The following is an 18,226-nucleotide window of genomic DNA, read 5'->3' as shown; positions in this document are numbered from 1 at the left end:
CGTACCCGAAAACCGGTGAAGTTGTCCGGCCCACTTCCTTTCGGCATTCCCGACCGGCCAGTTCCGGTCCGTCGATCGCCATCCGCGGACCGGAACTGGTCGGCCCGGTTGGCGCGACCGGCCCGGTCCGTGGCTCAGGTCGGCTGTGCCGGCGGCGCGGCCGGCTGGACCAGTTCGACCAGGACGCCGCCGGCGTCCTTCGGGTGCACGAAGTTGATCCGCGAACCGGCGGTGCCCGGCCGGGGCGCGTCGTAGAGCAGCCGCAGTCCGCGCTCGCGCAGCGCTGCGCACGCCGCGTCGATGTCCACCACCGTGTACGCCAGCTGCTGCATCCCTGGGCCGTTGCGGTCCAGGAACTTGGCGATGGTCGACTCGGGAGACAGCGGGGCGAGCAGCTGCACCTGACCGCCGTCGGGCACCGGCCCGACAGCGAGCATGGCCTCGCGTACCCCCTGGGCGTGATTGACTTCCAGGTGTACGCAGCGCATGCCGAAGGTCCGGGTGTAGAAATCGAGCGCGGTGTCCAGATCCGCCACCGCGATCCCGACATGATCGATCTTCAGCAGGCCGATGTCTGTGACATAGTCCGCAGCGGCCTCGGCGGGAGCTTCTTCCGTCATGGCGATAGTCTGACCGAACCATCGTTAAGTTGTTGCCGGCACCCCGGCCTTGTCCCACTGTGCGGAGGCGGAATCCATGACCTCGGTGATCGTCAGCGGCGCACGCACCCCGATGGGCCGGTTGCTCGGCAACCTGAAGGACTTCCCAGCCACCGCCCTCGGCTCGACCGCGATCTCCGCCGCCCTCGGTCGCGGCGGCGTCGACCCCGGACAGGTGCAGTACGTCATCATGGGTCAGGTGCTCCAGGCCGGCACCGGCCAGATGCCGGCCCGGCAGGCTGCGGTCGGCGCCGGCATCCCGATGAGCGTACCCGCGCTCACCATCAACAAGGTCTGCCTTTCCGGTCTCGACGCGATCGCGCTCGCCGACCAGTTGATCCGGGCCGGCGAGTTCGACGTCGTGGTGGCCGGCGGGATGGAGTCGATGACCAACGCGCCGCATCTGCTGCGCGGCCAGCGCGCCGGCTACAAGTACGGCGACGTGGTGGTCGCCGACCACATGGCTCTGGACGGGCTGACCGACGTGTTCGACTGCTGCGCGATGGGCGAGTCGACCGAGCGGCACGGCACCCGACTCGGCATCAGCCGGGCCGAGCAGGACGCCTTCGCCGCCACCAGCCACCAGCGGGCCGCTGTCGCCCAGAAGAACGGCGTCTTCGCCGAGGAGATCACCCCGGTCGAGGTGCCGCAGCGCAAGGGCGACCCGGTCCGGCTGCTCAACGACGAGGGGATCCGGCCGGACACCACCGTCGAGACGCTGGCCCGGCTCCGTCCGGCGTTCACCCCAAACGGCACCATCACCGCCGGTAGTTCGTCACCGATCTCGGACGGCGCGTGCGCCGTGGTGGTGATGAGCCGGTCCCGGGCCGAGGCGCTCGGCCTCGACTGGATCGCCGAGATCGGTGCGCACGGCAACGTCGCCGGCCCGGACAACTCACTGCACTCCCAGCCGTCCAACGCCATCCGGCACGCCCTCGGCAAGGCCGGGATGACCGTCGCCGATCTCGACCTGATCGAGATCAACGAGGCGTTCGCTGCGGTCGGCGTCCAGTCGACCCGCGACCTCGACGTCGATCCGGGCATCGTGAACGTCAACGGCGGTGCGATCGCCCTCGGCCACCCGATCGGCATGTCCGGCGCCCGGCTGGCGCTGACTCTTGCACTGGAGCTGCGGCGGCGTGACGGCGGCACCGGCGCGGCGGCGCTCTGCGGCGGCGGCGGGCAGGGCGACGCCCTGATCCTGCGGGTGCCGACCGCGAAGTGACCGCAGGTGCCGACCGTGAAGGGACCGCGGCTGCCGGCCGCCAGGTGAACAGGGGCGGCTCCCGCGACGTACCGGATCTTGTCCGTCGGGCCCGCGCCGGCGACGCCCGGTCCGTCGCGCGGCTGATCACGCTGGTCGAGTCCGGCGGGCCGCAGCTGCCGCAGATCGCCGCCGAGCTCGCCGGGCACACCGGTCACGCCCTGATCGTCGGGCTGACCGGCGCTCCTGGCGTCGGTAAGTCGACCACCACCAGCGAACTGGTCCGGGTGCTGCGCGGGCGGGACCTGCGGGTCGGCGTCCTCGCCGTTGATCCGTCCAGCCCGTTCACCGGCGGGGCGATCCTCGGCGACCGGGTCCGGATGCAGGACCACGCCACCGACCCGGGCGTGTACATCCGCTCGATGTCCAGCCGGGGCCACCTCGGCGGGCTGTCGTCGGCGACCCCGGCGGCGGTGCGGGTCCTCGACGGGGTCGGCTGCGACGTGGTGCTGATCGAGACGGTCGGCGTCGGGCAGGCCGAGGTCGAGGTGGCCGGGCTGGCCGACACCACAGTGGTGCTGCTCGCTCCCGGCATGGGCGACGCCGTGCAGGCGGTGAAGGCCGGCATCCTGGAGATCGCCGACATCTTCGTGGTCAACAAGGCCGACCGGGACGGTGTCGACGGCACCGTACGGGACCTGAAGGGCATGCTCGCACTCACCGCCACCGCTCCGGGCGGCTGGCGCCCGCCGGTGCTGCGGACCGTGGCCGCCCACGGCGACGGTCTCGACGATCTGGTGGGCGCGATCGAACGCCACCGCGACTGGCTGGCCGGCCGGGGCGAGCTCACCGCCCGTCGGGCCCGGCGGGTCGCCGTCGAGATCGAGGCGATCGCGCTCGGCACACTGCGCGGGCGGATCAGCTCACTGCGCGGCGGTACGCTGCTCGCCGAACTCGCCGCCGAGGTGCTCGCCGGCCGGCTCGACCCGTACGCCGCCGCCGACCGGCTGCTCGCCGAGCTGACCGGGCCCACCCGTACGCCGAGCTGACCCGGCTGCTCCCGGTTTCCGCCCCCGCTTGCCGCCCCGCGCTGGCCCGGCTGCTCCCGCACGCGCGGTCGGCGCGCCGACGCGAGGTCCGCTAGGGTCGGCGGGTGCCTACCACCGTCGATCTGCCGATCATCGAGCTCGCGGCTGCCACTGTCGGCTACCTCAGTGCCGAGCCGGTGCTGCGTGAGGTGACGCTGACCGTGCGACCCGGTCACCTGCTGGCGGTCACCGGGCCGTCCGGTGCGGGCAAGACGACCCTGCTGTCGGCGATGGCCGGCCTGCTGCGGCCGATCGGCGGGACCATCTCGCTCAATGGCGAACCGCTGCGCGACCGCGACCACGCCGTGGACCGCAAGGTCGTGCTGGTTCCACAGGACAACGGTCTCGCCGCCGTACTGACCGCCGGGGAGAACCTGCAGGTGGCGCTGATCGCTGTCGGGATGAGCCCGGCGGAGGCGCGGCGGGCCGGCGCGGCCGCACTCGACCGGCTCGGCCTCGCCGGGCAGACCGACCAACTCGTCGAGGAGCTCTCCGGTGGCCAGCAGCAGCGGACCGCGCTGGCCCGGGCGCTGGCGCTGCGCAGTGACGTGTTGCTCGCCGACGAGGTGACCAGCGAGTTGGACGCGGCCAACCGTCAACTGGTCCTCGACCTGCTGCGGGCCGAGGCCGACCGGGGTGCCGCCGTCGTCTTCGCCACCCACGACTCGGAGGCGGCTGCCGCCTGCGACGCCGAGCTGCACCTGCTCGACGGCCGGGCCGAACTGACCCGGCCGTGGCCCGATCTACGAGTGATCTAGAAGGATCTGGCCGGTATATCGACCATCATTCTTCTAAATCGCGGCGGACTCAGCCGGCGCGGCAGATTCAGCCCGGCCAGCCCTCCGCACGGAGTGCTGCGCTCAACTGGTCGACGACCTCGGCCGGGCGTACCCGGATCAGCTAGGCCGGGAAACGGAGAATCCGGTCGCCGGCGATCCACACGTCGTTCTGCCGCCGCATGTCCGCCGCCCACTCGCGTACGTCCATGTGGTGCGCTCCGTCGATCTCCACGTGCAGGCGCCACCGACGCCAGTACGCGTCGAGGTAACGCACCCGTCCGGCCCGGTCCTTGCGCCGCTGCTGCAGGTCCGGTGGTGGCAGTCGGTACCGCCGGCAGAGCCGGACAACATCGATCTCGGACAGCGCGGTCGCCCCACCACCGGCGTCCGCCGCCGCAGCGGCGATCAGCCGGTGTCGCCGGACCCTGGGCAGCCAGCGCAGGGCGGCGAGGATCTCCGCCGGAACGACCCGCCGCTGCTGGCATCCGGCGGCGATGATCGCCTGCGCCGCGTCGTCGGAACGGCCCATCCGGCGGCGTCGACCAGCGACCGCGCCATCCTGGTACGCATCGGACGACCCACCTGGCGATGCTCCTCGGGCATCACCGTGGTCCGCCGGACCAGCACGGCCGGCATGTCGAGGGGCAGCCGACGACGTAGATCCGGATACTGCCGGTCACCGTCGACCAGTACCTGGATCGGACCCGCACCGCCCGTGAACCGCGGACCTCCTCACGGGCCGCGGTGAGCCCGCCCAGCACCGCCGTCGAACCAGCCAACAGCACAGCCACCCACAGCGTCTGCTCGGCGGTCAGCGGCCCGTTGCTGGTGGACACGATTCCGGTACAGATCCGCCGCCACTGCCCACGATCGATCCGTCGGCGCAGCCCGGACCGGCCCAGGTGCTCGGTGGCCTGCGTCGAGGTGAGTACGCCGGACTGCTCGAACACCAGCCAGTCGAGATCATCCGCGTGCGGAGCGGGAAGGTTCCGTGGCAACCTCATCGGGTGATTCTCGGCGCTGCGCCGGCTGCGGCAGCCACCAAGCCGACACGGCCGGCATTCCGGCACCGGTGGGCCCCGGTGACAGACCGATCGGCGAGCCCACCGCCGGGCCCGCCGATCGGTCACAACTGTGGTGCCACCTCGGCGGCGACGAGCTCGACGTGGTCGAGGTCGGCCAGGTCCAGCACCTGCAGGTAGATCCGTTCGGCGCCGATCTCGGCGTACCGGCCGATCTTGTCCACCACCTCGGCCGGCGTGCCGGCCAGGCCGTTCGCGCGCAGCTCGTCCGGCTCCCGGCCGATGGCCGCCGCCCGCCGCGCCACCTCGGCGTCGTCGCGCCCACAGCACAGCACCAACGCGTTGGACAGCCGCAGGCCGTCCGGATCGCGGCCGGTCTCGGCGCAGGCCGTTCGCACCTGCTGGAACAGCCGCGCCGACTCGGCGAGGCTCTCGAACGGCACGTTGAACTCGTCGGCGTAGCGGGCGGTCAGCTGCGGGGTCCGGCGGCGGCCCTTTCCGCCGAGCAGCACCGGCGGCCGGGGCCGCTGCACTGGCTTGGGCAGCGCCGGCGAGTCGGTGACCTGGTAGTACCTGCCCTGGAAGTCGAAGGTGTCACCGACCGGGGTCTCCCACAGACCGGTGATGACCGCCAGCTGCTCGTCGAGCCGGTCGAACCGCTCGGCCAGCGACGGGAACGGGACCGCGTACGCGGTGTGTTCGGCGGAGAACCAGCCGGCCCCGATGCCGAACTCGACCCGCCCGCCGCTCATCTCGTCGACCTGGGCGACGGTGATCGCCAGCGGGCCGGGGTAGCGGAAGGTAGCGGCGGTCATCAGGGTGCCGAGCCGGATCCGACTGGTGTCCCGGGCCAGCCCGGCAAGCGTCGTCCAGGCGTCGGTGGGGCCGGGCAGCCCGTCGCTGCCGCCCATCGCCAGATAGTGGTCGGACCGGAAGAACGCGTCGTATCCGGCGTCTTCGGCGCATCGGGCCACCGCGAGAAGCTGCTGGTAGCTGGCACCCTGTTGAGGTTCGGTGAAGATCCGCAAGTCCACGCCGTCGAGCATAGGCCGGTCAGTCCGCCCAAGGGCCGGTCAGGACGACGGTGCAGGTCAGGACGACCCGGCCGGGCGCACCGGCACGGTCAGCGACGACGCCAGGGTCCGCCGGTCGGCGCCGAGCGCGTCGACCACGACGAACGCGACCGGACCGTGCACGGTGACGGTGGTCTCGAACCCGGTCCGGTCGGCCTCGCCGAGTACGGCCAGCCCGTCCGGCTGACGGCCGCCGCGGACCTGCCAACTGGTCACCTCGGTGGCGCCGTTCCAGCTGACCTGCACGGTCACCGCCTCGTCGCTGCTGGCCCGGGCCAGCACGGTGGGCCGGTCGGTGGGCTGCCCGGTCCACGCGAACCGGTACGCCCGGTAGGAGCCGTTGTCGTCGGGAAGTTGACCGGCGAGCACCATGGTGCCGTCCTCGGCGTACTCGGAGAAGTGTGGTCTGGCGCCCCAGCCGACGAACGATCCATTGCCGGTCAGCTCCTGCACCCCGCCCTGCGTCCGGGCGAGCAGCGCCTGCGGCGGTGTCAGTTCCCGGACCACCGACGCGGTCCGGTCGGTTTCGTCGACCGCGAGGATCAGCCCGCGTGACTGGTCCGCCTCGTCGGTGATGCCGGCCCGGTTGTCGAAGATCCCGATGGTTCCGTCGGACCGCCGACGGGCGTCGTGCTGCCAGGAGAAGCGGGCCCGGTCGTCGAGGGCGAAGTCGCTGTTGCGGCCGCCGAGCCGCCACAGCACCGCGCCGCTGTCGCGGTCGACCTTGTAGACAGTCCAGGTGTGCCGGGCCGAGATCAGCAGGTTCCCGTCGGTGTCGACGTCAACGGAGTTGGGGTGGAAGTAGTCGAACGGGGTGCGGGCTCGGTCACCCTCCGGCGGTTCGGCGTACGACTCGGTGAGCGGCACGTGGTCACGGGCCTGCCAGCGGCGGACGGTGCGCCCGGTGCCGACCTCCACCTCGTGGACCACCCCGTCGTACAGCGCGCCGTCGGTGAACCCACCGACCGTCGACAGGTCGGCGGCGACCAGTTCGTAGACGAAGAACAGCGCGGTGCCGTCGGCGGTGAGGATGAAGTCGTGCTGGTCGGTCGGCAGGTCACCGTCCGCGCGGATCCGGGTGATCTCCCGGTACGCGGTGTCGGCGATCACGAACTCCCCGCCGCCGATGCCGTTGGTGATCGCCCCTTCCCACCAGGTCAGCACCGGTTCGCCGGCGAGCCGCTGGACCCGTAGGTCGACGGCGACCTGCGCCGGCCCGGCCACTTGGCGGAACCAGACCGGTTCGCCGTCGCCGTCGACGATCAGCGGGCCCCGGCCGCCGGCACCGGCGGCCGGGGTGAGGAAGATCAGCCCGTCGGTGACCGGGCCGGTGACGGTCGTCTCGACGACCGGGATTCGCAGGTCGGGGCGGGTGGCGTAGGACCGGACGCGGTCGGTCCCGCCGCCGCCCGTACCGCCGTCGTCGGTGGCCGGGCCGGTCGCGCGTCGGGCGAGACCGTAGCCGGCGGCACCGCCGAGGCCGCCTACGGTGAGCAGTCCACCGCCGGCTCTGAGCAGGCCGCGTCGGCTCAGCCGCCGTCGGAGTACGGGTTCGTTCCCGCCGTTGTCGGTCATCTCGGCTGACCGTGCCACCGCTACCTGGAACCTGCCCAGGTTTACCCTGTGTTGTTGCTGAACGCCGCCGCCTGAAGTGAGGAAGACGACCATGCGCTGGTCCCGACTGCACGTACCCACGTTGCGTGAGGACCCGGCGGAGGCCGACGCGCCAAGCCACCGGCTGCTGCTGCGGGCCGGTTACCTGCGGCAGCTGATGGCCGGGCACTACTCGCTGCTGCCGTTGGCGGTGCGGGTACGGGCGAAGGTGGTCGAGGTGATCCGCGACGAGATGACGCGGATCGGAGCCCAGGAGTTCAGCCTGCCCGCCATGCACCCGGCGGAGATCTGGCGCCGGACCGGTCGGTGGGACTCGATGGGCGAGGAGATGTTCCGGCTGCGTGACCGCAGAGGCGCCGATCTGGCGTTGGGCATGACCCACGAGGAGGTGTTCACGACCCTCGCCCGGGAGCTGAACTCCTACCGGGAGCTGCCGCAGCTGTGGTACCAGTTCCAGACCAAGTTCCGGGACGAGCCGCGGCCCAAGGCCGGGCTGATGCGCACCCGCGAGTTCACCATGAAGGACTCGTACAGCTTCGACCTGGACCGGGCCGGGCTGGACCGGTCCTTCGACCTGCACCACGACGCGTACCGGCGGATCTTCGAACGACTGGGTATCCCGGCGGTGGCGGTGCAGGCGTCCAGCGGCGCGATGGGCGGGTCGGCGTCGGTCGAGTTCATGTGCCCTGCGCCGACCGGCGAGGACCAGGTGGTCGACTGCCCGGCCTGCGGTTACGCGGCGAACCTGGAGAAGGCGACCTCGCGGCTCGATCCCTCGTCGGACGCCGCCGGGTCCGCCGCCCCGCAGCCGTTCGACACCCCGGGCGTACGGACCATCGACGACCTCGCGGTGCGCTTCGCCGCGCCGGCCGACCGGCAGATCAAGACCCTGGTGTACGTGCTCGACGGCCAGCTGACCCTGGTGCTGCTGCGCGGCGACCACCCGCTCAATGAGCAGAAACTGGCTGACGCCACCGGCGCGGCGCAGCTGCGGCCGGCCGCCGGCGACGAGATTAGGGCGGCGCTGGGGGCGGCCCCGGGCAGCCTGGGCGCGGTCGGGGTGACGGGTCTGCCGGTGATCGCCGACGAGGCGTTGCGCGGCCGGCGGGACATGTTCACCGGCGCCAACGTCGACGGCGTCCATCTGCGTGGCGTCGACGTCGACCGGGACGTCGCCGTCGGCACCTGGGCCGACCTGCGCGAGGTGGCCGCCGGCCAGCCGTGCGTGCCATGCGGGGAGCCGCTGCGGGTACGCCGGGCGATCGAGGTCGGGCACATCTTCAAGCTCGGCCAGCGCTACAGCGAGGCGCTGGACGCGTCGGTGCTCGACCCGGCCGGCAACCGGATTCCGGTGGTGATGGGCAGCTACGGGATCGGGGTGGAGCGGGCGATGGCGGCGATCGTGGAGAGCCACCACGACGCCAAGGGCATCGTCTGGCCGGCGGCGGTCGCCCCGTTCGAGGTGGCGGTGGTCGTCGCCCAGGTCGACGATGGTCCGGTGGCCGAAACCGGCGAGCGGATCTACCGGTGGCTGCGCGACGAGCGGGTGGACGTGGTGATCGACGACCGAGCGGAGCGGGCCGGGGTCAAGTTCCGCGACGTCGAGCTGGTCGGCATCCCGCTGCGGGTCACCGTCGGCAAGCGGTCGCTGGCCGAGGGGGTGATCGAGGTGACCGACCGGGCCACCGGGGAGACGGTACGGGTGCCGGTGGGCGAGGTGGTCGACCATCTCCGGCGGCTGCTGCGGCCGGCGGGCTGAGGTCGCATCCGTCGACGATCTCAGCCAGTGGGCTTAGCGATCGTTCAGTGCGGGCTCTAGACTCGGATCCGCCCGGACCCGAGGAGGCCCTTCGATGGACGCCGAACAGATCGCCGCCGGTCGCGCCCGCTGGCAGGCCCGCTACGACGCCGCGAAGAAACGCGACGCGGACTTCACCACGCTGTCCGGCACGACGGTGGATCCGATCTACGGTCCGCCCGACGGCGCCGACCACCCAGGCTTCGAGCGGATCGGCTGGCCGGGCGAGTACCCGTACACCCGGGGGTTGTATCCGACCGGCTACCGGGGGCGGACCTGGACCATCCGGCAGTTCGCCGGCTTCGGCAACGCGCGGCAGACCAACGAGCGGTACAAGATGATCCTCGGCGCCGGCGGCGGCGGACTGTCGGTGGCGTTCGACATGCCGACGCTGATGGGCCGCGACTCCGACGACCCGCAGTCGCTCGGCGAAGTCGGCCACTGCGGGGTCGCGATCGACTCCGCCGCCGACATGGACGTGCTCTTCGACGGCATCGACCTGGCGGCGGTCACCACGTCGATGACGATTTCCGGGCCGGCGGTGCCGGTGTTCTGCATGTACCTGGTCGCCGCCGAACGCCAGGGCGCCGACCTGGCCACCCTGGACGGTACGCTGCAGACCGACATCTTCAAGGAGTACATCGCGCAGAAGGAGTGGCTGTTCGGCCCCGAGCCGCATCTGCGGCTGATCGGCGACCTGATGGAGTTCTGCGCGCGGCGGATCCCGCGCTACAAGCCGCTGTCGGTCTCCGGCTACCACATCCGGGAGGCCGGCTCCACCGCCGCGCAGGAGCTGGCGTACACCCTCGCCGACGGATTCGGCTACGTCGAGCTGGGGCTCTCCCGCGGGCTGGAGGTCAACCGGTTCGCCCCCGGCCTGAGTTTCTTCTTCGACGCGCACGTCGACTTCTTCGAGGAGATCGCGAAGTTCCGCGCCGCCCGGCGGATCTGGGCCCGCTGGCTGCGCGACGAGTACGGCGCCACCGACGAGCGGGCCCTGTGGTTGCGGTTCCACACCCAGACCGCCGGGGTGTCGCTGACCGCGCAGCAACCGGTCAACAATGTGGTACGTACGGCGGTCGAAGCGCTCGCTGCGGTGCTCGGCGGCACCAACTCGCTGCACACCAACGCCCTCGACGAGACCCTGGCGCTGCCCACCGACGAGTCTGCGGAGATCGCCTTGCGTACCCAGCAGGTGCTGATGGACGAGACCGGGGTGGCCAACGTCGCCGACCCGCTCGGCGGTGCCTGGTACGTCGAGGCGCTCACCGACCGGATCGAGGCCGAGGCGGAGGAGATCTTCGCCCGCATCCGCCAGCTCGGCGGCGACGGCCCGCACCCGATCGGGCCGATGACCTCCGGCCTCCTGCGCGGCATCGAGGACGGCTGGTTCACCGGGCAGATCGCCGAGGCGGCGTTCGCCTACCAGCAGGCGGTGGAGGACGGCCGCAAGAAGATCGTCGGCGTGAACTGCCACACCGGTACGGCCGCCAAGGAGCTGGAGATCCTGCGAATCTCCCACGAGGTGGAGACCGAGCAGCGCCGGTTGCTGGCCGCCCGCAAGGCCGACCGGGACGACCCGCTGGTCCGCCGCCGCCTCGACGACCTGGTCGCCGCGGCCCGGGGCGGCGACAACATGGTGCCGGCGATGCTCGACGCGGTTCGTGCCGAGGCGACCCTCGGCGAGATCTGTGACGCGCTGCGCGCCGAGTGGGGCGTCTACCACGAGCCGGCGCGCTTCTGATCCTGACGCGGATCCCGACGAGACTTCCGGCGGTTTCGGCGCGGACCCAGCGGTTTCGGCTGCCCGCCGTGCCGCCGGCCCGGGGCGGAGCTGTTCCGGGTCAGCGGTCCCGGCGTGATCGTGGTAGGCAGTACGCCGTGACGGGACTTGCGGTGAGCTGTCGACGGGTCGTGCAGATCTACCGGGGCGAGGCAGGCGACGTGGTCGCGCTCTCCGGTGTCGATCTGACGATCAATCCGGGCGAGATGCTGGCCCTGGTGGGCCCCTCCGGCTCCGGCAAGTCGACCCTGGTGGCGCTGCTCGCCGGGCTGATGCGCCCGTCCGCCGGGCGGGTCAGCGTCGGCAGGTACGACCTGGGCAAGCTCTCCGACCGGGAGGTCGCCCGGATGCGGGGAACCCAGATTGGGGTGGTGCTGCAGGGCGCGGTGCGCAACCTGCTGCCGTACGCGACGTTGCGGCGCAACGTGTGGTTGGCGCAGCGGCGGGCCGCCGCCACCGCCGGCGTCGATCTGGACGATCCCGATCGCATCCTCGACCTGGTCGGGCTGCCCGGTCAGGGCGGTGCCCGGATCGCCGACCTGACCCCCGGTGCCCGGCAGCGGGCGGCGCTGGCGGTCGGCGTCGCCGCCTCGCCCGGCCTGTTGCTGGTCGACGAACCGACCAGTCAGCTCGACACCCGGGGCCGCGACGAGGTGCTCGACGCGTTGGAGACCGTCAACGCCGAGCGGGGCACCACGATCGTGGTGGTCACCCACGACGCCGCCGTCGGTGCCCGACTCGGCCGGGCGGTGACCATCCGCGACGGTCGGGTCGGTGCGGAGGGCCGCGACGGTGAGGACTTCGCCGTCGTCGCCGGCGACGGTACGGTGCAGCTGCCGCCCGAGGTGCTCGGCGACTTCCCACCCGGCACGCTGCTGCGGGTGGCCCAGGTCGACGGCGCCGTGACCCTGGTCGTCGGCAGTGACGCCGCCCCACCGCACCTGCTACCCGGTGATCCGGCCCCGCCCGGCCCGCTGCCCAGCGGCGCCAACCGCGCCGCTGTGGACTGATCGCGATGTTCGCACTGATTCTCGGGGCACTCCGGGCCCGGACGGGCCAGACCGTCGCCCTGCTGGTGCTGACCGCACTCGCGGTCACCGCGACCACCGCCGCCCCCTGGTACGCCGCGGCGGCCACCCGTACGGTCGCCGAGGCGGCCGTCGCCGGCGCCGGGCCGGGCCAGCTGGCCGCCCGGGCGACCGGCCGGATCGAGCTCGACGGCCCGGACCTGCCGCGTGACGTGGTAATCGATCCCACCACCGGGGACCGGGCCGCCCGCGACACGGCCGGCGCGGAGCTGCTCGCCCAGGCCCGCGACGGCGGCTCGGCGGTCATCGGATTCCCGGACGCGCAGGCCAGCAGCTCGGTGTGGAGCGTCGGCACGCTCGCCTCCGGACAGGTCGGGCTCCTGGCCGACCTGGTGCACCGGGAGCAGGTCTGCACCCACCTCACCATCACCGGTGCCTGCCCCGCCGACCCCGGCGACGTCCTGATCAGCGCCCGGACGGCCGAGCGGCTCGGCGTCGACGTCGGGGACCGGCTGACCCACCAGGCGAGCCGCCAGGCGGCGATCGCCCTCACCGTCACCGGCACCTACCAGGTCGCCGACCCGCACTCGCCGTACTGGGCCTTCGGCCTGCTCGGCACCGGGGCCGGCACCGACGACGCGAGCGCCGACAGCGGTGACCCGGCGTACGCCACCGCCGGCACCCTGGCCGCCACCCCGGCCTCGGCGCTCTCCGTCGACCACCATCTGATCCTGCCCGGCGCCGCCTTCGTCGACGGGGTCGACGTGGCGAGCGCGCTGCGCCGATCAGCCGGTGGTGGCAGCGGACGCTGGCTGACCCGTACCGACGCCGGCGTCCTGGTCAACCAGATCACCCGGCACCGTCAACTGGTCAACCTGGGCGTCGGGGTGGCCGCCGGGCAGTTGCTGCTGCTGTCCTGGTTCGCCCTGTTCTTCGCCGTGCGGCACACCGCCGAGCACCGCCGCCGTGACCTGGGGCTGGTCAAACTCCGGGGCGGTGCCCGATGGCGGGTCTGGCTGCTCACCCTCGGGCAGAGCGGGCTGCCGATGCTCGTCGGCGCGCTGGTCGGCCTCGCCGCCGGGGTGCTCTGTGCCCGGCTGCTCGCCGGTGCCGGCCCGGACCCGGACCGGCTGGCCACCGCCGCCCGGCTCGCCGCCGCCGCGGCCGGTACGGCGGTCGTCGGCGCGCTGGCCGCCGCGATCGCCGCCGACCTGCGTAACGCCCGTGCCGGGGTGGTGGATTTGCTCCGGCACGTCCCGGCGCGCCATCGCGGCTGGCGGGCCGACGTCGTCGACCTGATCGCCGTCGCGGTCGCCGCCGCCGGGCTCTACCAGGCGTACACCGCCACCACCGCGCCGGGCGAGGTCAGCGGCGTCGTGCTGCTCGCCCCGGCGCTGCTCGCGCTCGCCGTCGCGTTGATCACCGGCCGGTTCGCCACCCCGGGGGCGGCCCGCTCCGGTGCCGCGTTGCTGCGCCAGGGCCGACTGCCCGCCGCGCTGGCCGCGCTGCACCTGGCCCGCCGCCCGGGCATCGCCCGGCTCGTCGCGCTGCTCACCGTCGCGGTGGCGTTGTTCGGGACGGCGATCTCCGGCTGGACCGAGTCGGTCGACGCCCGCGCCACCCGGGCCACCCACGCCGTCGGCACCGACCAGGTCCTCACCGTGCAGGCCCGCAGCCGGGCCCACCTGCTCGCCGCGGTCCGGGCAGCCGACCCGTCCGGCCGGCAGGCCATGGCGGTGGTGGGCAACGCCCCCGGCTCCGCCCAGCAGATCCTGGCGGTGGACACCGCGAGGTTCGCCGCCGTCGCCGCCTGGCACCCCTGGTACGGGCCGGCGGCCGCCGAGGTGGCCGCCGCGTTGACCGCCCCGGTCACCGGGGTCACGGTGGCCGACGGTGAGCTGCGGCTGACGGCGGCCGGGCCGGCCGACGTACCGGTCAGCGTCGTCGCCCACCTGGTCGACCAGGTGGGCGACCCGGTGACGGCGGTCTTCGGTCCGCTCGGGCCGACCCCCGGCGAACATCGCGCGACGGTCGACGGGTGCGGACCGGACGGCTGCCGGCTCACCGCGCTGGAGCTGCGGCAACCGGGCTGGAACGGTCGACCGGTGCCGGCCGAGCCGGGGCTGACGGTCACCCTGCGGGAACTGGCCGGCACCACCACCCCCGTGCTGGACCGCGCCTTCTTCGCCGACCTGCGCAACTGGCGCGGCCCGGTCGCGGCCGGCGCGATCGGGCCCGCGTTGACCGTCGTCGACGGGGGCCTGACCGTCACCGCGCCCGGGCCGGGCCGGGACCGGTCCACCCGGGTCCACGTGATCGAGACGCCGGTGCCGTTGCCGGTGGTGCGCTCCGGCCCGGAACTCGCACCGCAGCTGCCCGGCGACCCCCGGCTGGCGGTCTTCGGCGCCGACGACCTGCCGGTGCGGTACGTGGCAGTGGCCGACGCCCTGCCGCAGGCCCGGGTCCGCGGCTACCTGGTCGACCTGGAGCTGGCCGACCGGCTGGCCGGCGGCGCCGGCAGTGGCGACGTCCCCCAGGTGTGGTTGGCCCCCGACGCCCCCGCTGACCTGGCCGACCGGCTCACCGCGCAGGGCCTGACGGTCGTCGGCGTCGAGTCCCAGGCCGACGTGGTGGAGCAGCTGGGCCGGCAGGGGGCACCGTCGGCGTTGCGGTTCCAACTCGCCGCCGGCCTCATCGGGCTGCTGCTGGCGGCCGGCGCGCTCATGGTGGTCGCGGCGGTGGAGCGGGGCGACCGGTCCGCGGAGCTGACAGCGCTGCGGACGCAGGGTCTGCCGGCCAGAGCAGTGGCCCGGATCGCCTACGGCGGGTACGTCGTCACCGCGGCGCTCGCGGCGGTGGTCGGGCTGCTGGTGACCGTCGTCGGCCGGTTGCCCGTCCTGCAGACGATGCCGGTCTTCGTCGACAACTGGGCGGTGCTGCCGCTGCGGATCGGCCCGCGACCGGTGCCACTGCTGATCACCCTGATCACCGCGACGGTCGTGCTCGGCGGCGCCGCCGTATTCGCGGGCCACCGCCTGGTCCGTGCGGTCGAATCCCCCGCCGAGGAGCCTGCCGTCGACACCCGACCCGCCGACCGGAGCCACCGATGATCTCACTGCTGTTGTCGATGGTGGCCGCCCGGCGCGGTCAGGCGGTCGTGGTCTGCGTACTCAGCGTCTTCGCCACGGCGGCGGCGGTGACCGGCCCGGCGTACCTGGCCGCCGCCGACCGGGCCGTGGTGGCGGCGGAGACGTCGGCGACCGGCCGGTCACAGCGTACGGTCAGTCTGTCCGTTCCCGACCTGCCCCCGGGCCAGGAGGGCGCGTTCCGGGCCGTCACGAAGGCGGTCGGTGACCTGCCCGGGTTCCGTACGGTCTACTCGGTGCAGTCGCCGATCCTCGGCGTCGAATCCGTCGCCACCGAGGTGTCGTACCTGGTCTTCCGCGAGGACGTCTGCGCCCACCTGCGGATGGTCGAGGGCCGGTGCCTGATGTCGCCGTACGAGGTGGTCCTCGGCCTCGACACGGCCCGCCGGCTGGGAGTGGTCCCCGGCCAGGGTATGACCATCACCGTGGCCCAGTACGACCCAGGGCAACGGATCTACCGCCCCGCCGGCGCACCGGCCCAGGTCACCGTGGTCGGCCTCTACGCGCCGCTCGATCCGGACGCGCTCTACTGGGGCCGTACGCCGTACTTCGTCCCGGGCACGCTGGACGCCTACCGTGAACCGGTCTTCGCCGGCCGGTTCACCGTCGACGACATCGACCGGCCGGGCGACTTCCGTAGCGTCGAGGCATTGGCCAGCGACGACGCGTTGCGACCGGAGCGGCTGCCGGCCCTCGACCGGCAACTCGACGACATCGGCGAGCGGCTCAGCGCCGAGGGCGGCGGGTTCGTCCACCTGACCGACAGCGTGAGCTCGTTGCTGGACCGGATCGCGCAGGCCCAGGCGTTGACCCGTCAGGTGGTGCCGGTCGCCGCCGTACCGCTGGTGATCCTCTGCCTGTTCGTCGTCTTCATGGCGGTCGCCGCCGGAACCGTTGCCCGCCGTACCGAACTGGGCCTGCTCGCGCTGCGCGGTACGCCCCGGCGGGCCCGCTGGCTGCTGGCCGCCGGCGAACCAGCGGTCGCGATCGCCCTCGGCGCACCGGTCGGCTACCTGCTGGGGTCGGTGTTCGTCGGCGTCCTCGCCGGCCTGCGGTTGGAGGGCCGGTTCGCGCCGGTCACCTCCGGTACGGCCGTGCTGGCCGGGTGCGCCACGCTCGTCGGTGCGCTGGCTGTCGCGATCCTCGCCCAGCGCCGGGAACTGGCCAGCCCGGTGGTCGACCTGCTGCGGCGGGTGCCGCCCCGGACCCGGCGATGGGCATCACTGCTGGTCGAGGCGGTCATGCTGGCCCTGACCGTGGTCGCCGTAGCCCAGCTGCGGCTCTTCGACAGCGAACTGGTCGGCCTGTCCTTGCTGGTGCCGGCCCTGATCGGGGTGACCGTGGCGCTGGTAGCCGCCCGGCTGGTGGCGCCACTGACCGGGCGACTCGGTGCCGCCGCCCTGCGCCGGGGCCGGCTCGCCGCCGCCCTGGGGCTGCTGCACCTGGCCCGCCAGCCGGCCGGTCAACGCCTGTTCACGCTGCTCACGGTCACCGTCGCGGTGACCGGCTACGCGGCCGTCGCGTTCGACGTGGCGGAGCAGTCCCGGTCGGCGCGGGCCGAGGTCCAGGCCGGTACCGACCGGGCGTTGACCGTGCTGCCGGTTCCCGCCGGGACCCTGCTGACCGCCGTGCGCAGCGTCGACCCCGACGGCCGGTACGCCATGGCCGTCGGGCGGGCCGGTGCCGACGCCGGGACCGGTGCCGACATTCCGGTGCTGCTGGCCGACACCGCCGCCCTGGCGGCCACCGCCCAGTGGCGGCCGGAGTTCGGCCCCGCTGACTCGGCTGAGGTCGCCGACCGGCTGCGGACACCGGCGGGCGCGCCGGTCGCCGTCACCGGGACCGAGTTGGCCGTCGAGTTGACCCTCGCCGCCCCGGGGCGTACCGCAGCCGGGCCGCCGGACGACGACGCACCACCGGTCGGCGACGTGCGGTTCACCGTGCACCTGCGGTCCCCGTCGGGGCGCATGGTCGCCGCGTCGGTGACCGCCAGCGCCGGGCAGCGCAGCTATCCGATGCCCGTCGACTGTGCCGACGGCTGCCAGCTGGCCGGGTTCTCCGTCCGGCCCGAGGCGGGCGGCGGCGCGGCGACGTCGCCGGAGGAGACCACCTTCCGGGTGGTCCCGGACGTGACGGTGACCGGGCTGGCCGTGGACGGGACCCGGCTGCTCGACCCGGCCGCGTTGGCCGACGAGACCCGCTGGCGTCTGCCCTCCGGCGGCGCCGTCGATGTCGACCCGGCCGGGCTGCGGGTACGCCCCGGCGACGCCGCCGACCCGTGGATCCTGCCGGCCGACGTCCCGCTCCCGCTGCCGGCCCTGGTCACCCGGGTCGACGACCGGCCGCAGGGGCTCAAGCGCACCACCATGCGGTTGGAGACCGGCGCACCGGTCGAGTCGGTGACCGAGGCACCGGTCGAGGTGCTGCCGGCCCTGGGCACCCGCGGCCTCCTGGTCGACCTGGAGTACGCCGTCCGGTCGGTGCCGGAGAACACGGTGCTCGACGCTGCCCAGGTGTGGCTCAGCCGGGACGCCCCGGCCGACGTCGCCGAGCGGCTCGACGCGGCCGGGCTCACCGTGACCGGCGAGGTCACCCCCGAGCGGGTGCGCCAGCGGCTCGACCGGACGGCACCGGCCCTGGCGATCTGGTTCCACCTGCTCGCCGCCGCGCTCGCCGTGGTGCTGGCCTGCGCCGGGATGGTGCTGCTGGCCGTGGTCGAACGGAGCCGCCGGGGCGAGGACCTGACGGCGCTGACCGTCCAGGGGCTGCCGGCGCGGACCGCGGCCCGGTCGCTGCGCTGGAGCGCGCTGCCGGCGGTGGTGCTGGCCACCGTGACCGGGCTCGGCGCCGCGTTGCTCGCCTGGTGGGCCACCGGGGGCTACCTGCCGGTCGCCACCGACGGCGACATCGCGCTCGCCCCGGTCGAGTGGCCCCGGCCGGTCGCCGTGCTGCTCCCCGTGATCGGCGTCATGCTGCTGTTCGGGGCGGTGGCGCTGGCGTTGGGACGCGCCCTGCGCGTGCGAGACTAGGTA

13 protein-coding genes are annotated in these 18,226 nt (G+C 73.5%); 8 read left to right on the top strand and 5 right to left on the bottom strand.

The genetic code is table 11. From position 1 onward, the window contains the following. Positions 1 to 134: 134 nt before the first annotated feature. On the bottom strand, positions 135 to 620 hold the full coding sequence (gene mce / locus ACFHWT_RS04390; RefSeq protein ID WP_416593279.1) for a methylmalonyl-CoA epimerase: 486 nt from the start codon (positions 618 to 620) through the stop codon (positions 135 to 137). A 76-nt stretch (positions 621 to 696) separates the two neighbouring features. On the opposite strand from mce, the gene ACFHWT_RS04385 reads away from it, so the two are divergent. From ACFHWT_RS04385 to ACFHWT_RS04375, 3 genes are all read left to right on the top strand, one after another. Next, entirely contained in the window at positions 697 to 1,884 is a 1,188-nt protein-coding gene (locus ACFHWT_RS04385; protein ID WP_416593277.1) for an acetyl-CoA C-acetyltransferase, read from the top strand. Between the two features lie 44 nt (positions 1,885 to 1,928). Next, a complete protein-coding gene (meaB, locus tag ACFHWT_RS04380) occupies positions 1,929 to 2,912 on the top strand; it encodes a methylmalonyl Co-A mutase-associated GTPase MeaB (protein WP_416593276.1) in 984 nt (327 codons plus the stop codon). 128 nt (positions 2,913 to 3,040) lie between these two features. Further along, complete coding sequence (locus ACFHWT_RS04375; RefSeq protein ID WP_416593343.1) at positions 3,041 to 3,709, top strand: ABC transporter ATP-binding protein; 669 nt, start codon at positions 3,041 to 3,043, stop codon at positions 3,707 to 3,709. A 142-nt stretch (positions 3,710 to 3,851) separates the two neighbouring features. Here the strand turns inward: ACFHWT_RS04375 and ACFHWT_RS04370 are convergent, their stop codons facing one another. The 4 genes from ACFHWT_RS04370 to ACFHWT_RS04355 form a co-directional block, all read right to left on the bottom strand. Next, entirely contained in the window at positions 3,852 to 4,259 is a 408-nt protein-coding gene (locus ACFHWT_RS04370; RefSeq protein ID WP_416593274.1) for a hypothetical protein, read from the bottom strand. Positions 4,260 to 4,332: 73 nt separating this feature from the next. Then, entirely contained in the window at positions 4,333 to 4,734 is a 402-nt protein-coding gene (locus ACFHWT_RS04365) for a hypothetical protein (protein ID WP_416593273.1), read from the bottom strand. 122 nt (positions 4,735 to 4,856) lie between these two features. Then, positions 4,857 to 5,786, bottom strand: a complete 930-nt coding sequence (locus ACFHWT_RS04360; protein ID WP_416593272.1) for an LLM class F420-dependent oxidoreductase — start codon at positions 5,784 to 5,786, stop codon at positions 4,857 to 4,859. A gap of 57 nt (positions 5,787 to 5,843) precedes the next feature. Continuing rightward, a complete protein-coding gene (locus ACFHWT_RS04355) occupies positions 5,844 to 7,400 on the bottom strand; it encodes an arylsulfotransferase family protein (protein ID WP_416593271.1) in 1,557 nt (518 codons plus the stop codon). Between the two features lie 91 nt (positions 7,401 to 7,491). Between ACFHWT_RS04355 and ACFHWT_RS04350 the strand changes: the two genes are divergently transcribed. From ACFHWT_RS04350 to ACFHWT_RS04330, 5 genes are all read left to right on the top strand, one after another. Next, a complete protein-coding gene (locus ACFHWT_RS04350) occupies positions 7,492 to 9,198 on the top strand; it encodes a proline--tRNA ligase (protein WP_416593270.1) in 1,707 nt (568 codons plus the stop codon). A 94-nt stretch (positions 9,199 to 9,292) separates the two neighbouring features. Beyond that, complete coding sequence (locus ACFHWT_RS04345; RefSeq protein ID WP_416593269.1) at positions 9,293 to 10,981, top strand: acyl-CoA mutase large subunit family protein; 1,689 nt, start codon at positions 9,293 to 9,295, stop codon at positions 10,979 to 10,981. A 137-nt stretch (positions 10,982 to 11,118) separates the two neighbouring features. After that, the gene (locus ACFHWT_RS04340) at positions 11,119 to 12,030 is read left to right on the top strand and encodes an ABC transporter ATP-binding protein (RefSeq protein WP_416593268.1); all 912 of its coding nucleotides are present in this window, start codon (positions 11,119 to 11,121) and stop codon (positions 12,028 to 12,030) included. Positions 12,031 to 12,035: 5 nt separating this feature from the next. Next, a complete protein-coding gene (locus ACFHWT_RS04335; protein ID WP_416593267.1) occupies positions 12,036 to 15,158 on the top strand; it encodes an ABC transporter permease in 3,123 nt (1,040 codons plus the stop codon). Beyond that, entirely contained in the window at positions 15,155 to 18,223 is a 3,069-nt protein-coding gene (locus tag ACFHWT_RS04330) for an FtsX-like permease family protein (protein WP_416593266.1), read from the top strand. Before ACFHWT_RS04335 ends, ACFHWT_RS04330 begins: the two co-directional genes overlap by 4 nt. The last annotated feature ends 3 nt before the right edge of the window (positions 18,224 to 18,226 follow it).

It is taken from the genome of Micromonospora sp. LOL_021 (assembly GCF_048060215.1).
Taxonomy (GTDB): domain Bacteria; phylum Actinomycetota; class Actinomycetes; order Mycobacteriales; family Micromonosporaceae; genus Micromonospora_E.
This window is presented reverse-complemented; position numbering and strand designations above follow the sequence as displayed.

What these genes read in the sequence shown, in the direction of transcription:
- mce (WP_416593279.1), bottom strand. Translation starts at nt 620, where the DNA reads ATGACGGAAGAAGCTCCCGCCGAGGCCGCTGCGGACTATGTCACAGAC.
- ACFHWT_RS04385 (WP_416593277.1), top strand. Translation starts at nt 697, where the DNA reads ATGACCTCGGTGATCGTCAGCGGCGCACGCACCCCGATGGGCCGGTTG.
- ACFHWT_RS04370 (WP_416593274.1), bottom strand. Translation starts at nt 4,259, where the DNA reads ATGGGCCGTTCCGACGACGCGGCGCAGGCGATCATCGCCGCCGGATGC.
- ACFHWT_RS04365 (WP_416593273.1), bottom strand. Translation starts at nt 4,734, where the DNA reads ATGAGGTTGCCACGGAACCTTCCCGCTCCGCACGCGGATGATCTCGAC.
- ACFHWT_RS04355 (WP_416593271.1), bottom strand. Translation starts at nt 7,400, where the DNA reads ATGACCGACAACGGCGGGAACGAACCCGTACTCCGACGGCGGCTGAGC.
- ACFHWT_RS04350 (WP_416593270.1), top strand. Translation starts at nt 7,492, where the DNA reads ATGCGCTGGTCCCGACTGCACGTACCCACGTTGCGTGAGGACCCGGCG.
- ACFHWT_RS04345 (WP_416593269.1), top strand. Translation starts at nt 9,293, where the DNA reads ATGGACGCCGAACAGATCGCCGCCGGTCGCGCCCGCTGGCAGGCCCGC.
- ACFHWT_RS04335 (WP_416593267.1), top strand. Translation starts at nt 12,036, where the DNA reads ATGTTCGCACTGATTCTCGGGGCACTCCGGGCCCGGACGGGCCAGACC.
- ACFHWT_RS04330 (WP_416593266.1), top strand. Translation starts at nt 15,155, where the DNA reads ATGATCTCACTGCTGTTGTCGATGGTGGCCGCCCGGCGCGGTCAGGCG.